At 46.2% G+C, this 14,281-nt stretch carries 12 protein-coding genes and 1 riboswitch; of the genes, 4 read left to right on the top strand and 8 right to left on the bottom strand.

The window, feature by feature from the left end; translation table 11 throughout:
* Positions 1-179 precede the first annotated feature (179 nt).
* Positions 180-1,061 (top strand): helix-turn-helix domain-containing protein, encoded by an 882-nt coding sequence (locus HGO26_RS07805; RefSeq protein WP_168824373.1) that lies wholly within the window; start codon positions 180-182, stop codon positions 1,059-1,061.
* Positions 1,062-1,201: 140 nt separating this feature from the next.
* Here HGO26_RS07805 and HGO26_RS07800 read toward each other — a convergent pair whose 3' ends face one another.
* The 8 genes from HGO26_RS07800 to HGO26_RS07765 all read right to left on the bottom strand — a co-directional run bounded on the left by HGO26_RS07800 (position 1,202) and on the right by HGO26_RS07765 (position 10,260).
* Positions 1,202-2,917 carry a proline--tRNA ligase gene (locus HGO26_RS07800; protein WP_168824371.1) on the bottom strand — a complete coding sequence of 572 codons (1,716 nt, stop codon included), beginning with the start codon at positions 2,915-2,917 and terminating at the stop codon, positions 1,202-1,204.
* 61 nt (positions 2,918-2,978) lie between these two features.
* On the bottom strand, positions 2,979-3,173 hold the full coding sequence (locus HGO26_RS07795; protein ID WP_168824369.1) for a hypothetical protein: 195 nt from the start codon (positions 3,171-3,173) through the stop codon (positions 2,979-2,981).
* A 27-nt stretch (positions 3,174-3,200) separates the two neighbouring features.
* Positions 3,201-3,830, bottom strand: coding sequence for an acyltransferase (locus tag HGO26_RS07790; protein WP_105252033.1), 630 nt, complete (start codon positions 3,828-3,830; stop codon positions 3,201-3,203).
* A complete protein-coding gene (gene tsaA / locus HGO26_RS07785) occupies positions 3,831-4,565 on the bottom strand; it encodes a tRNA (N6-threonylcarbamoyladenosine(37)-N6)-methyltransferase TrmO (protein ID WP_168824367.1) in 735 nt (244 codons plus the stop codon).
* Between the two features lie 192 nt (positions 4,566-4,757).
* A complete protein-coding gene (gene rcsF, locus HGO26_RS07780) occupies positions 4,758-5,138 on the bottom strand; it encodes an Rcs stress response system protein RcsF (RefSeq protein ID WP_105252035.1) in 381 nt (126 codons plus the stop codon).
* A gap of 78 nt (positions 5,139-5,216) precedes the next feature.
* The gene (locus HGO26_RS07775; protein ID WP_168824365.1) at positions 5,217-6,563 is read right to left on the bottom strand and encodes an amidohydrolase family protein; all 1,347 of its coding nucleotides are present in this window, start codon (positions 6,561-6,563) and stop codon (positions 5,217-5,219) included.
* Positions 6,563-9,652, bottom strand: a complete 3,090-nt coding sequence (locus HGO26_RS07770) for an amidohydrolase family protein (protein ID WP_168824363.1) — start codon at positions 9,650-9,652, stop codon at positions 6,563-6,565. Before HGO26_RS07770 ends, HGO26_RS07775 begins: the two co-directional genes overlap by 1 nt.
* A gap of 215 nt (positions 9,653-9,867) precedes the next feature.
* On the bottom strand, positions 9,868-10,260 hold the full coding sequence (locus HGO26_RS07765) for an H-NS histone family protein (protein ID WP_028761125.1): 393 nt from the start codon (positions 10,258-10,260) through the stop codon (positions 9,868-9,870).
* 310 nt (positions 10,261-10,570) lie between these two features.
* Here HGO26_RS07765 and HGO26_RS07760 point away from each other — a divergent pair, with 310 nt between their 5' ends.
* From HGO26_RS07760 to HGO26_RS07750, 3 genes are all read left to right on the top strand, one after another.
* Complete coding sequence (locus HGO26_RS07760) at positions 10,571-11,320, top strand: electron transfer flavoprotein subunit beta/FixA family protein (RefSeq protein ID WP_028761124.1); 750 nt, start codon at positions 10,571-10,573, stop codon at positions 11,318-11,320.
* Complete coding sequence (locus HGO26_RS07755) at positions 11,321-12,247, top strand: electron transfer flavoprotein subunit alpha/FixB family protein (protein ID WP_168824361.1); 927 nt, start codon at positions 11,321-11,323, stop codon at positions 12,245-12,247.
* Positions 12,248-12,342: 95 nt separating this feature from the next.
* Positions 12,343-12,539, top strand: a riboswitch (Lysine riboswitch).
* Positions 12,540-12,618: 79 nt separating this feature from the next.
* Positions 12,619-14,187, top strand: a complete 1,569-nt coding sequence (locus HGO26_RS07750) for a Na+/H+ antiporter NhaC family protein (RefSeq protein ID WP_028761122.1) — start codon at positions 12,619-12,621, stop codon at positions 14,185-14,187.
* Positions 14,188-14,281: the final 94 nt, after the last annotated feature.

Genomic DNA, 14,281 nt, shown 5'->3' with positions numbered 1-14,281 from the left:
AATTAATTCAGCCTGATATGACATGTTAGCGTTTGCTGCTTTGGCTTGGGCTCGATAGATTGACTTAATATCTAGATATAAAGACACTTCTACAAATATAAAGTACTTTTATATGAAGAGGCGCTTCTATACGGAAGAGGCTCGATAATACGAAAAGAAGCTTCGATATAAAAATCACTTTGGGCGATAACACTTTGAATCAAGTCACTGACACGCATTTATCCCAGCAGCATATTACTCAGCACACGCAGGTCGCACCTTCACGTTTAGCCGCCGCAGGGCTAAGTGCCTCCATCATGTTGCTTAAGCGAACACTCAAGCCGTTTGAACATGTGCAGCGCCATAGTCATTCCTGGGGACAGGTCATTTATGCCAGTCAAGGCGTGTTGAGTGTGATCACGCCTGCGGGGCGTTACATTGTGCCGCCTGAGCAAGCGGTGTGGGTGCCTCCCTTTGTCGATCATGAGGTTATCGCGCTAGGTCAGGTGCAATTGAGTAGTCTGTATTTGGATGAAACCCGGATAGGCGGGTTTCCACCCGACTGTACTTGTTTGAGTGTGAAGCCTGTTTTGCAGTTATTACTGCAAGAGGCTAATGCCTTAGTGAAGAGTGAGGCTGGGCTAATTGATCCCGATTTTAAGGATAGCGTCATGCGGCTCTTGCTGGTGATCCGTGACTTTATGGTACTCGCCCCTAAGGTCGCCTTGGATTTACCTTATCCTAGGGATAAAAAATTACTGCGCATTACCGAGGCTTTGCTTGCCGATCCAAGTGAGCAACGTACTTTGGTTGATTGGCAGCGGGAGGTCGGTGCCTCTGCCCGCACGTTAGCGAGATTATTTAAACTGCAAACAGGGCTGAGTTATAGCCAATGGTTGCAAAGGCTTAGATTGCAGGTGGCGATTCAAATGCTCAGCCGAGGTGAATCTGTGCTCACTACAGCGTTATCCTTAGGTTATGCCTCGGGTTCAGCCTTTGGTTATATGTTTAGGCAGTTGATGGGTGTCGCTCCGAGTCAGTACCTGTTAGCGCAAAATACCTTGCCCAAAATACAGCGGTAAACAGCCGCATATAAAAAGTCATGTTGCGAGCCAATGTGAACGATGAAGGTCAATAAAAAGTCCAATAAAAAACGCACTTAAGCTGGGCTCAAGTGCGTTTCGTTTTTGATCTTCAGCTTGTCTACATTTCGCGTTAAGGCTTAGCCTTTAACTGCGTTTTTCAGGAAGTCGAGCAGTTGATCGAATGGAATATCTTGTTTTTCACCGGTGCGGCGGTTTTTGTATTCAAATACGCCGGCATCGATATTGCGATCGCCAATCACCACAGTGTGTGGGATACCAATCAGTTCCATATCGGCGAACATCACGCCTGGACGCTCTTTACGATCATCCAATAACACTTCGATACCCGCTTCGTTTAAGTCTTTGTATAACTGCTCGGCGATATCGGTTACGCGGTGCGACTTGTGCATGTTCATTGGCAGAATACCCACGCTAAATGGTGCAATCGCTTCTGGCCAAATGATGCCACGGTCATCGAAGTTTTGTTCGATGGCTGCTGCCACAATACGGCTCACGCCGACACCGTAACAACCCATCAGTAGCACCTGTGACTTGCCATTTTCGTCAAGTACAGTCGCGTTCATCGATTTAGAATAGTTAGTGCCCAGTTGGAAAATATGGCCCACTTCGATACCGCGTGCCATAGCATAAGTGCCTGAACCATCAGGTGTTGGCTCGCCTTCGACTACGTTACGGATGTCGGCAACTTGCGCTGTCGGCAGATCGCGTTCCCAGTTGATACCAAAATAGTGTTGGTCATCAACGTTAGCACCGGCGGCAAAATCGCTCATGACGCTAACGCTGTGATCGATAACGATAGGGATTTTAAGACCGATAGGGCCAAGTGAGCCAGGACCTGCGCCAATGGCGTCACGGATCAGCGCTTCTGGCGCCATTTCCAATGGTGATGCGACTAAGTCTAACTTGTCAGCTTTGACTTCGTTTAGTTCATGGTCGCCACGAACGATTAACGCCACTAGCGGAGCGGCTTCGGTCGCACCTTTAACGATCAAGGTTTTGACCGTTTTAGTGATATCCAAACCAAACTGCTCAACTAATTCCGCAATGGTCTTCGCATTTGGGGTATCGACTAAACGCAATGCTTCAGTGGCTGCGCCGCGTGGCTCAGTTGGCATAGGTGATTCGGCTTTCTCAATGTTAGCCGCATAATCGCTGCCTGTTGAGTAAGCAATTAAATCTTCACCACTTTGTGCTAGAACATGGAACTCGTGTGACATGCTGCCGCCGATTGAACCCGTATCAGCTAAAACTGGGCGGAAAGCTAAGCCCATGCGCGATAGAATGTTGCTATAGGCTGTGTACATAGCCTCATAGGTTTCATTCATGGTATCGACGTCAAGGTGGAAAGAGTAAGCGTCTTTCATCAAGAATTCGCGTGAGCGCATCATGCCAAAACGTGGACGAACTTCGTCACGGAATTTGGTTTGGATTTGGTAAAGATTCAGCGGTAATTGCTTGTATGAGCTGACTTCTTTACGAATGAGATCGGTGATCACTTCTTCATGGGTTGGCCCCAGTACGAAGTCGCGATTGTGACGATCTTTAAAGCGTAACAGCTCGGGACCAAACTTTTCCCAACGACCCGTTTCTACCCACAAGTCTGCCGGTTGCACCATAGGCATTAGAATTTCAATTGCACCGGCTTTGTTCATTTCTTCACGAACAATGGCTTCGACTTTACGCAGTACACGTAAGCCCGTGGGAAGGTAGCTATAAAGGCCCGACGCATTACGACGGATCATGCCCGCACGTAACATTAATTGATGACTAATGACTTCTGCGTTGGCAGGAGTTTCTTTCTGTGTTGATAGCAGGTACTTGCTGACGCGCATTACCGATGTCCAAATTTGAGTTGAATGGTCGCCATTTTATCACCTGCTTTGGTGATGTCACCTAGGGATTTAGGTTAAATTCAACTAGCTGGGAGATAAATAGCATTTTTTGATGCTGGATAACGGATAACGGATAACGGATAACGGATAACGGATAACGGATAACGGATAACGGATAACGGATAACGGATAACAGATAACGGATAACGGATAACACAAGGAAGAGCGCTGTGCTGTTAGCGCGTGACTTCGTCACTGCTAGTATCAAGATAATCCTTACTGCTTACTTATCCCGTCTATCACCAATCACTTTGGCGGGGTTGCCTGCCACTATCGCCCAGTCGGGCACATCTTTCGTTACTATGCTGCCCATACCCACCACAGCGTGATCACCAATGGTCACACCATCGACTATGCCTGCCTGAGCGCCAATCCACACATCTTTGCCAATAACAATGCCTTTGGAGTTGGCAGCTTGTTGATATATGGGGGTATCTGGCGCCATGCCATGGTTAAAGGCGTAAAGGGTGACATTATTGGCGATGCGGGTTTGATTGCCTATCTGAATCCCGACTCTGCCGCCATCGAAGGAGCAACCATGATTAATCGCCACTTCGTCCCCTAGCGTGATAGGCCCATGCAAAAAACACTCGGCGGCGATCATGCAGCGATTACCTATGCGGATATCACGATTGGGTTCGGCAAATAACTGAGCTTCGGGGGCGATAAAACAGTGCTCGCCGATAGTTACCGTTTCGAGGGCACAAAGTTTTGCTTGAATATCGTCTTGCCAAGGTTTGGCCCAGATTAAATGTTTCTCTTTTAAAGAAAAATACAGCCACGGCATCCAAGAGAGCCGCTTTTTATGCTGGCTTTGATAATCAGGTTTTGATGTAGGCGTTGGCGCGGACATTTAGCCACATTTCCCCGGTTTGAGTTCCAATACTAAGATGTATTCTTGGTCATTGTCATCGACCGCCATTTGCCAGAACACATCTAAATCATAGAGGGCGACTTGATATAACTTAGGATCGTCCTTGGCTTTTTTGTAGGCGGGGCGCGGATCTTGCCCCAGCACACCGCGGATAAGCAGAGCTAAATCTGTGTAGGTTTCCTGCAGGGTGTAACGCTCAATCTGCGTCTTGGCATGGTCAGAATACACCACTGAAATCAGTTTAGGCGCGTCTTGGGCAATGCCGCCTACAGCATCGGTAATCGAATCTGAGAAAGGAATGTATGGCTTAATATCAATTATCGGTGTGCCATCGAGCAGATCCATACCGGAAATTTCGAGGCACACTTTGCCCTTGCGCTGTACTACGCCGTGCAATTTCACTACAGATTGGCCTATGCCATTGGGGCGAAAAGTGGAGCGAGTGGCGAACACGCCGAGTTTTTCATTGCCGCCTAAACGCGGCGGGCGCACTGTGGTTTTCCAACCTTGGGCAAGATTCTCATGGAAGCAAAATAGCAACCAGAGATGGGAATACTGCTCTATGCCACGCACCGCATCGATATGATTTACATGGGGCTCGAGTTCGACATAACCACGCGCTTCAACAAGTCCGGGTTGTCTTGGAATGCCAAATTTTTGTTTATAGGGCGTGCGGCATGTTGCCACTGCGATAATTTGGTTGGTAAATGTCATGCAAAAAATTACCTAAAGGGTAAGTATAACAACCGCCTAAGCTCATTATTCTAAGCTAATCATTAAGGCCCATCTTTGTGTGCTAATAATGCAGCATTGGTCATGAAGCGTTAGCCATTAAGCGGTTGATAGGGGCAATCTTAGAAAACTATAGGATCACGCCGCGAGCAGTATGCTTAATATGCGTGAGGCTTACTCTGTTGTAGCCGTTTTTACTGCTTGACCAACGCATAATGCACGGCTGATACAACCTTGGGCAGCTTCTTCAAATATGACACATTGCTTGATGATAATGCCGTTAGCTCCTTTATCTGCGGCATTGCGACGGGCTTCGGTTCTGGCATCGGCAAGTGATGCGGGCGCACCGTTGGTATCGGCCTGACAGGACTCACCTTCGACCAATCCTTTTAATTCATAATGACCTTTCGGCAAGGTATCACCTTCATAAAGGATGACATCGGATGCCTTGAAATAGTCATTAATCGCCTCACTGTCCAAATTACTGTTAAAACTGTAGTCGCTTGCACAGGCACTGAGCAGGAGCACTAATGCACTTGAGAGGATAATTTTCATGGTTTGACCTGAGGTTGAGGAGAAAACTGCGCAGCCTTGGTAGGCTGCGCCGATGCGATATTATTATCTGAGTAAATTCTACCGCTTAAGGTACTTTTGATAAAGCTGCTGATGGCGATTATTCAGATCTATCTGCCGTCCTTCAATCCAGATTGCCTCAATTTTATTGGTCATAGGGTCGAGAATGTCCCCCTCTGACAGCACGACACTGCCTTGGTATCCCACCGCTATCGCACCTAAATCCTCCACACCTAACAGTTTTGCGGCATCTAAGGTGATGGACTTAAGTGCTTGTTCAGGCGTTAAACCATAGGCGGCGCTGTAACCTGCGGCGTAGGGGAGGTTACGGCTATTCCAGTCCGATGAGAACCCAAGGGCGAAGGGAATACCTGCATTGGCGAGTAAAGATGGGATCTTAAAGGGTAAATCGACTGGCTCATCTTTACGTTTAGGCAGACTCAAGGTATGAGGGTAAATGACTCCAGCCTTAACTTCCCTTAGGCTTGAGTCCAAACGCCATGCATCGTATCCGCCGACAATTACCAGTTTGAATTGGTATTTTTTCGTCAAGGCGATCACTTGCTCAATTTGGCCAACACTGTCGGCATGGGCAAACAGTGTCGCTTTGCCTTGGTATAGCGGCAGCATAGCCTGCCAGCGCAGGTCGTTGGTCGCGGACTGTGGATCTTCATCCTGGTTTTTGTCTTTGCCGTTGGCCTTATCACTTAAGAAATAGCGATAGCCATCTTCAAAGGCGATATTGAGCTTGTCGATCGCCTGCTGATTTTTCTCGATGGCCTTGGCTTTCTCTTTTTCATCTTCTGGCATGCGTTTGATTTGCGGCCAATAGACATGGAACTGTCCAGCACTTGGCGTCAGCGCATCTTCAATCGTCCATGCATCGAGATCCACCAGTACCGATTGTCCAGCTAATCCATCACCGCTCGGGACGATTTGTGCGTGGGTAATGCCGTTGTAACGTATGGTAGGGATGAGCTCCGAATCCGCATTGTAAGCTGTGGCCGTGCTGATCTGCGGATTGATATAACCTACCTCGGCGTTATCAACCGTTGGGCGGCTCATTTCAATTTCGACTAAGCCTAAACTGGTGTCTAGGGCGATTAAGCCCGGATATAAATGTTTACCGCTGGCATCGACGATTTGAGTGTCACTGCTTTCTGTGGTTGCATTGTTGATTTGGCTGGTCAGTTGAGGCCCAACGGCCGTGATCTTGCCATTTTCAATTAAGACGTCTGTGTTGCTGAGCACGCCTTGAGTGACTGTGTGCACAGTGGCGTTTTTAATCAGTACGCTGCGGCTTTGTTTAGGCGTAGGTACGATATCATTTGCCATAACTGGGGCCTGCGTGATGCAAATTGCGCCGAGTAGCGCCACAAACAAAACGGTTTTAGATAAATGTTGCATTATTTGGCTCCCTCATGAGCGTGGCCCCATGCCTGATAGTGGGTATCGCAGTGCCACTGTGGCTCGTTGAGTGGCGTGACTTTTTCACCCGCTTTAGTTTGGTCATCACTGCTGAGAATTTTTTGGATAAGTGCGGCTCGCTCGTTCACCACAGCTTGCTGGGCAACTTGGTCTTGGTCGCGGTCAAAATAGCGTTTTCCTTCAACCCATGCCTGCGTCACTTTGGCGTAAATAGACAGAGGCTCTGCGTTCCAGAGTACGATATCGGCCATTTTGCCTGGGGTGAGTGAACCCACAAATTCATCGACTCTTAATTGTTTGGCTGGATTGATAGTAACCATGTTCCAAGCGTCTTCCTTCGACATATTGCAATACATCATAGACTTAGCCGCTTCTTGGTTGAGTCTGCGCTGCATTTCATAATCGTCTGAGTTAATGCTGGTGGTCACCCCCTTGTTTCGCATCAGGCACGCGTTTTGCGGAATCGCATCATACACCTCAAACTTATAGGCCCACCAATCGGCAAAGGTCGATGCGCCAGCACCATGGGTAGCTAGTTCACTCGCCACTTTGTAACCTTCGAGCACATGGGTAAAGGTTTGAACTTTAAAGTGATAGGCCTCGGCTAAGCGGATAAACATCAGGATTTCTGACTGCACATAGGAATGAATATGTACGTCGCGTTGCTGGTTTAATACTTCGGCGACCGCCTGCAGACGATAACTTGGACGCGGGGCGACGGTTTTCTTTTTATCGCTGGAGCGCAGATTATCATAGGTTTTTAACGCCTTTTCATAGGTGATAGCAGCGTTGAAGGTTTCTTCAAATAAGGCTTTGACTCCCATGCGAGTCTGGGGGAAGCGCTGAACAAATTTCTCACCCCAGTTACTCTGTTTGACGTTTTCACCTAAAGCAAATTTGATACTGGCGGGCGCGTTAACAAATTTGAGTTGTTCAGCTGGCTCCCCCCATTTCATTTTGATCAGTTGTGATTGGCCACCGATAGGGTTGGCGCTACCGTGGAGTAATTGCGCGCTGGTGACGCCGCCCGCTAAGGCACGATAGATTGAAATATCGTCGGGATTAATAATATCGCCAATGCGTACTTCAGAGGTTACTGCGTCTGTTCCTTCGTTAGTACCGCCATTAATGGCGATATGCGAGTGTTCATCGACTATGCCGGCGGTGAGGTGTTTACCCGTTGCATCGAGGACTTGATAACCTGATGGCGTACTTAATTGTTGGCCAATTTTTTCGATGCGGCCATTGGCCATCAAGAGATCAGCATGTTCGAGAATGCCTTGTTTATCCGATGTCCACAGGGTGGCATTTTTGATGTGTAGCTTCTCAACATTAGGGGCTTTGCTCAGTCCGTAAGCGACGTTAGGGAAGGTGAGGTGACTCAGTAGGCTCGTGTTGGCTTCATTCTTGGGAGCATGATTGCTTGTTTGGTCTGCTTTTTTGAGCTTTGCAGTTTGAGTTAAAGCGACACCAGCAACATTTGTAGTGCGACTTTTTGCATCGACCATACGACCTTGAATGCCGTCATCGGCTATCCACAGCGTAAAGCGGCTAAGGCCGTTAATGCCTGCGGCGCTCAAATTGGCAGTAAAGCTCAATCTTCCGTTATCATCTAATTTAAGTTGAGTGAGTGAGATACTTTGTTCGCCACTGCTTAAATTGCCTTGGATGTTGGGTTTATCACTTTTACTTTCATCATGTAGCGATAAATCTAGCGTGAGGTTATTGAGGCTTAATTGGTAATCTCCCAGTAATCGTGCTTGGGGAAGTGAGCGCAGACTTTGCTCCTGACCTTGCAACCAAACACTGTAGATCTGGCCATCTTTAAAAATATTGCCTTTAGTGATAACAAAGTCAGCCATATAACCGGGCGCGAGTTTACCGGTAAAGTCGGCGGTACCTGTCATCTCTGCGGCTTGGGTGGTGAGTGCCGCGAGAGCGTTTTCTTCACTTAAACCTTGGGCAATAGCCTGGCGTAGGCGTGGCCAGAAGGCATCAGTCTTAATCCCAAATTGCGTTAACGCAAAGGGGATACCTGCGTTAGCTACCGCCGCAGGGTTGGTTGGTGCACGTTCCCACTGTCTTAAATCCGCCAGTGATACTTCACGATCAGCGTCATCTGTGCCGACATCGGGTGCCTGCGGATAGTTTAAAGGCAAGATCAACGGATAGTTCAGCGCCTTTAACTCATTGATGCGTGAGTATTCTTGACCATTACCAAGTAGGTTGGCTGGCAGTTTATGTTCTTTGAGTAAATGGGCTGCACGTAATTGGTCGTTGAGATTTTTGGTTTCAAAGATAATTTGCTTATCGGCTAAATTATCTAAACGCTCAAAGGCAATATTAAATTCGACTTGATTGTTTATTGCGCCATTGGCAGGTTTGTTTTTATTTTGGTTATACCAATTTGCATCGGCAAAGGTTTGCCTAATAAGTGCAATGCTGCCCATTAATGATGAGGGATAATCTTGTTCAGACGAACCTTTATCAAATGCCATAAAAGGTTGACTGCGGGCGCGATAAATCACTTCATTAGCCGTTTTGTCTGCTAATGAAAGGCTGACACCCGTCCCACGGAAGATACCGTCGAGTTTGCTACTTTGCACACTGGTGAAACCATTATTAATCCACTCTTTTGCGCGTTCTTTATTGGGGTAAACGTAATTAAACCATTCTTTTTCAGAATGAATTGCACCATTTTCCGCATTACCACCGATACGTTTTATATCATAGACGGGGCGAGTGAGCTTTAGTTTGGGATATTCGAACTCAATCCCATAATCAGTAAAAGGATCGATAAATCCGGGATAAATTGTATAACCACTCAAATCGATTCTAAATGCGCCAGCGGGAATGTCGTTGTGCTCAATAATGGCTTTAATTCGATTATTTTCAATTAATAAAGTGGCATCGCTTAAACGCTTTCCCGGTGCAATAATTAATTCAGCATGGGTAAATGCAGTGAGTTTACTGGATGTTGTTCCAGTATTGAGTTGGGCAAATGTTGTTTGTGATACTAAGCTAGCGATTATGCTGCAGCTTATCATTATCTTATTGTTTATCTGCATTATTTTATTCAATCGAGTGAGGGTGAACAAAGAGTAACTGAAAGCAGATGTAAATACTAAGGCTGAATTGTAACGTAATTTGAGCGGGAGTGAGGTACAGAATTAACGGCTGTTGTTTAAGTTTGAAACGATTGATGGATATAAAAAAGCTCGCAACTAATGCGAGCTTTTATGCAAACTTGTGTTGGCAATTAGTGCCATCACACTTGGTTGGATTAGATTAAGAAATCTTCCATAGAACGACCTTTGTTGATCTCGTTCTTAAATACGGTAGGCATACGGCCTTGGCCAGTCCATTGAACCATTTCACCGTCAACTTCAATTTGGTATTTGGCTGGACGAGGAGCGCGTTTCTTTGCAGCAGCTTTAACAGCTACGCCACCTAAGTCATCAATTGATAAACCAACGGCTTCCATTTGCTGACGGATTTCTTCAATCTTAGCATTACGAGCTGCCATGGCTTGTTCTTCTTCCTCAGCCATAGACTCGCGTTCTACTAAAATTTTATCTAATTTGTCGGCTAAATCACGTAACTCTTCAACGCTAAGTTCTTTTACTGCAGCTTTAAAACGACGGCCGTGAGTTAATATCTCTAAAAATTCGCTCATATCTATTTTCGTCCCACTCTATTTTTAATACAGGATAATGGTGAACAACACCTAAATGATAGAAACTAATATAGCTCGAATCAAATAAAATTATGCGTTTTAAGGAAATTAAATATTATTTATTTTTTGAACTTTTCTTATTCCCTCAAATAAGTGTCCAAAAAAGTGGCCGTTGCAGCGGATTAAAAAATACAAACAGGCGTTTGACTTTGGTTGACGTTAACGTTAACAGGACGTAAAGTTGCTCTATCCTGCATTGGTATTAACCAATGTTTTGTCCATGTACATGAAAGTGTAGGAAGGAAACCCTATGAAAGTATTGGTGCCCGTTAAGCGCGTTGTTGATGCCAATGTGAAGGTCAGGGTCAAAGCTGACAATACAAGTGTTGACACTGCAAACCTAAAAATGGCGTTGAACCCTTTTTGTGAAATCGCAGTAGAAGAAGCGGTTCGTTTAAAAGAAGCGGGTAGCGCTACTGAAGTGGTTGTTGTCAGTATTGGTAATAAAGCCGTGCAAGAACAACTGCGTACCGCGCTTGCATTAGGCGCAGATCGTGCAATTCATATCGATACTGAAGAAGAGCTCGTGCCAGTGTCTATCGCCAAATTGCTCAAAGCGGTACAAGACAAAGAACAAGCAGAGCTGGTGATTTTTGGTAAGCAATCCATCGATGGTGATAATAACCAAACTGGCCAAATGTTTGCCGCGTTAATGGATATGCCACAGGCGACCTTTGCTTCAGAAATCAAATTAGAAGCGAATACATTACAAGTCACCCGTGAAATTGACGGCGGCATGCAAACTCTTAAACTGCCTTTACCTGCTGTTGTGACCGCCGATTTACGTTTGAACGAACCCCGTTACGCTTCATTGCCTAACATAATGAAAGCCAAGCGTAAGCCATTAGAAGTATTTACTGTGGCAGACTTAGGCGTGACGTTAAAGAGTCACCAAACGATTGTGAAGGTCACTCCGCCAGCTGAACGTAAAGCGGGCATCATGGTAGCGTCGGTAGCTGAGCTAGTTGAAAAGTTAAAAAATGAAGCGAAGGTGATCTAAATGGCCATTTTAGTATTAGCTGAACATGATAATGCAGCACTGAAACTCGATACGGCAAAAATTGTTACCGCTGCCCGTGCCATAGGCGATGAAGTACATGTCTTAGTTGCGGGTCACCAATGTGGCGCGGTTGTCCAAGCGGCACAGGCACTACAAGGCGTTAGCCAAGTACTCGTTGCCGATGCCAGCGTGTATGAAGCGCATTTAGCGGAAAATTTTGCCAAATTGCTGGTGGACTTAGCGCCAAACTATGGTCACATTCTGGCCTCGGCTTCAAGTTTAGGTAAGGACACGCTTCCGCGCGTGGCGGCTTTATTAGATGTAGCGCAAATCTCAGAAGTTATTACCGTCGTCAATGCGGACACCTTTGTGCGCCCTGTGTATGCGGGTAATGCCTTAGCGACAGTGCAAAGCCATGATGCCATTAAAGTGATGACAGTGCGCGCCAGTGCGTTTGACGCTGCGCCAGAAGGTAACAGTGCGGCTGTGACGACACTTGATAAAGTGTTTGAAGCGAGAACTCAGTTTGTTTCTCAATCGCTGACAGTTTCTGCCCGTCCAGAGTTAGGCAATGCTGGCATTATCGTTTCTGGCGGCCGTGGTATGGGCAGTGGTGAAAACTTCGGCATGTTAGAACAACTTGCTGACAAGCTTGGTGCTGCGGTTGGCGCATCACGCGCTGCAGTTGACGCAGGTTTTGTGCCTAACGATTTACAAGTGGGTCAAACCGGTAAAATCGTTGCGCCAAACTTGTATATTGCCGTCGGTATTTCTGGCGCGATTCAACATTTAGCCGGCATGAAAGACGCTAAAGTCATCGTTGCAATCAACAAAGATCCTGAAGCGCCGATTTTTCAAGTAGCCGATTATGGACTCGTTGCAGATCTGTTTGAGGTGGTTCCTGAGCTGATTACAAGTCTCAGTTGATTTTATCTGTGATCTAGGTCACATTAAGTGGCTTTGCGGTAGCATCTGCTAAGCCGCTTATGTTTTTATGTGCCTCACGCCCGTGCAAGGGCGTTCTTAGAAGTAGAGGCGCGCCAAATATTAGTAGTGATCAGTAGGGTGATTCCGTTGATCGATTGCGAAAGGATTTGGTGCCGAAGTGGTTCGATTTATCACGATCAACTGCTGGGGTTGTACCTAATAGGTGCAGCACTGCCATAGTATTTTCCGATATGGATATTGGGAATAGTTACTATGGAGCGCTACTGATAGGACAGGTGACCTTGGGTATCTATTGCCTTTTCCCACCAGTTCAGTCGCCCTCCATTCGTATTTAACGAAGATAATAATCAATGACTGTTATGAATTATGCCGATTCGGCACTTTCCTTGTTGCCGCCTGCGGTGGCTATCGTGTTGGCGATCTTGACTCGCCGTGTACTGCTTTCTTTGGGGTTAGGTATTTTAATTGGTGCTTTATTGCTCAATCAATTTTCACCTTTAGCAACGGGTGAGTTTGTATTTAATGGCGTTAAAGGGCTTTTTTGGACTGATAAAGGTCTAAATTCGTGGAACTTATATATTCTCGGTTTCTTAATTGTACTGGGAATGATCACAGCGTTAATTACCGTAAGTGGCAGCGCGCGGGCTTTTGCCGATTGGGCTCGTTTACATATACGTAATAAACGTGACGCTAAACTATTGACCATGTTTTTAGGTTGCGTAGTTTTTATTGATGATTATTTCAATAGTTTAGTTGTTGGTTCGGTCGCTCGACCTGTTACCGATCGTTATTATGTTTCCCGCGCTAAGTTAGCTTATTTATTAGATTCTACTGCGGCGCCTGTGTGCGTTATATCTCCAGTTTCGAGCTGGGGCGCTTATATTATCGCACTCATTGGCGGGATATTAACTGCCCATGGTTTTGCTGATACGGGTCATTTGAGTATTTTTATTCAAATGATCCCGATGAACTTTTACGCAATCTTCTCCTTGTTATTATTACTTTTTGTTGTCTTTATGGGACTAGATGTTGGGCCAATGCGTGAGCATGAGCTCAATGCCCAACGTGGTAATTTATACGATGAGTCTAAAGGATTACCGCCTGGGGCGAACGCGGATTTACCTGAAGCCGAAACCGGTAAGATTTTAGGTCTGTTCCTGCCGATTACCGTGTTGGTATTTGCAACCCTCTATTTCATGATTAACAGTGGCGCTCAAGTACTCGCGGCGGAAGGGATTGAATTTAATATTATTTCTGCTTTTGAGAAAACCGATGTCAGTTCATCACTTTTCTTTGGTGCATTAATTGGTCTAGCGGTTTCGCTGATATTGAATTTAGTGCAAGGCGTTGAGAAATTGATGATAGTCAAAGGTATAGTGCAGGGCGCTCGCTCTATGCTGCCGGCGATTTACATCCTGTTATTTGCTTGGACAATCGCAGGTGTGATTGGTCAACTCGAAACCGGTAAGTTTATGGCGAGTTTAGCAACAGGAAATATTCCGTTCGCGTTTTTACCCGCCTTAATGTTTGTGCTAGCAGGTATTACCGCGTTCTCAACTGGTACTAGCTGGGGTACGTTCGGGATCATGTTGCCGATTGCTGCTGATATGGCGATGGGAAGTCACACTGGCATGATGTTGCCTATGCTTGCCTCTGTGCTGGCGGGTGCTGTATTTGGCGATCATTGCTCGCCGATTTCCGACACGACTATCTTGTCGTCTACGGGCGCCAGTTGCCACCACATCGACCATGTGGTGACTCAGCTACCTTATGCACTCATTGCGGCGTTTATTAGCTTAGTGGGTTATGTGGCACTTGGATTTACCGAGTCGGTTGTCGCTGGTTTAGTGGCTTGTAGTGTGGCATTTGTGATCAGTATTATCGTACTTAAAATCAAATCTAAAGGCGCAATTAGCTAGACGTTAATTGAAACCTTTCACTGCAAACGTTCACGACAAATAAGTCAAAATAAATCAGCCAGCATTATGCTGGCTGATTTTTTTGGTTAAGGCT

Source organism: Shewanella oncorhynchi, from assembly GCF_012584455.1.
Lineage (GTDB): Bacteria > Pseudomonadota > Gammaproteobacteria > Enterobacterales > Shewanellaceae > Shewanella > Shewanella oncorhynchi.
Note: the sequence above shows the minus strand (reverse complement) of the source record. Positions and strands in the feature narration are given on the sequence as shown.

What these genes read in the sequence shown, in the direction of transcription:
- HGO26_RS07800 (WP_168824371.1), bottom strand. Translation starts at nt 2,917, where the DNA reads ATGCGCGTCAGCAAGTACCTGCTATCAACACAGAAAGAAACTCCTGCC.
- HGO26_RS07790 (WP_105252033.1), bottom strand. Translation starts at nt 3,830, where the DNA reads ATGTCCGCGCCAACGCCTACATCAAAACCTGATTATCAAAGCCAGCAT.
- tsaA (WP_168824367.1), bottom strand. Translation starts at nt 4,565, where the DNA reads ATGACATTTACCAACCAAATTATCGCAGTGGCAACATGCCGCACGCCC.
- rcsF (WP_105252035.1), bottom strand. Translation starts at nt 5,138, where the DNA reads ATGAAAATTATCCTCTCAAGTGCATTAGTGCTCCTGCTCAGTGCCTGT.
- HGO26_RS07775 (WP_168824365.1), bottom strand. Translation starts at nt 6,563, where the DNA reads ATGCAACATTTATCTAAAACCGTTTTGTTTGTGGCGCTACTCGGCGCA.
- HGO26_RS07770 (WP_168824363.1), bottom strand. Translation starts at nt 9,652, where the DNA reads ATGCAGATAAACAATAAGATAATGATAAGCTGCAGCATAATCGCTAGC.
- HGO26_RS07765 (WP_028761125.1), bottom strand. Translation starts at nt 10,260, where the DNA reads ATGAGCGAATTTTTAGAGATATTAACTCACGGCCGTCGTTTTAAAGCT.
- HGO26_RS07760 (WP_028761124.1), top strand. Translation starts at nt 10,571, where the DNA reads ATGAAAGTATTGGTGCCCGTTAAGCGCGTTGTTGATGCCAATGTGAAG.
- HGO26_RS07755 (WP_168824361.1), top strand. Translation starts at nt 11,321, where the DNA reads ATGGCCATTTTAGTATTAGCTGAACATGATAATGCAGCACTGAAACTC.
- HGO26_RS07750 (WP_028761122.1), top strand. Translation starts at nt 12,619, where the DNA reads ATGACTGTTATGAATTATGCCGATTCGGCACTTTCCTTGTTGCCGCCT.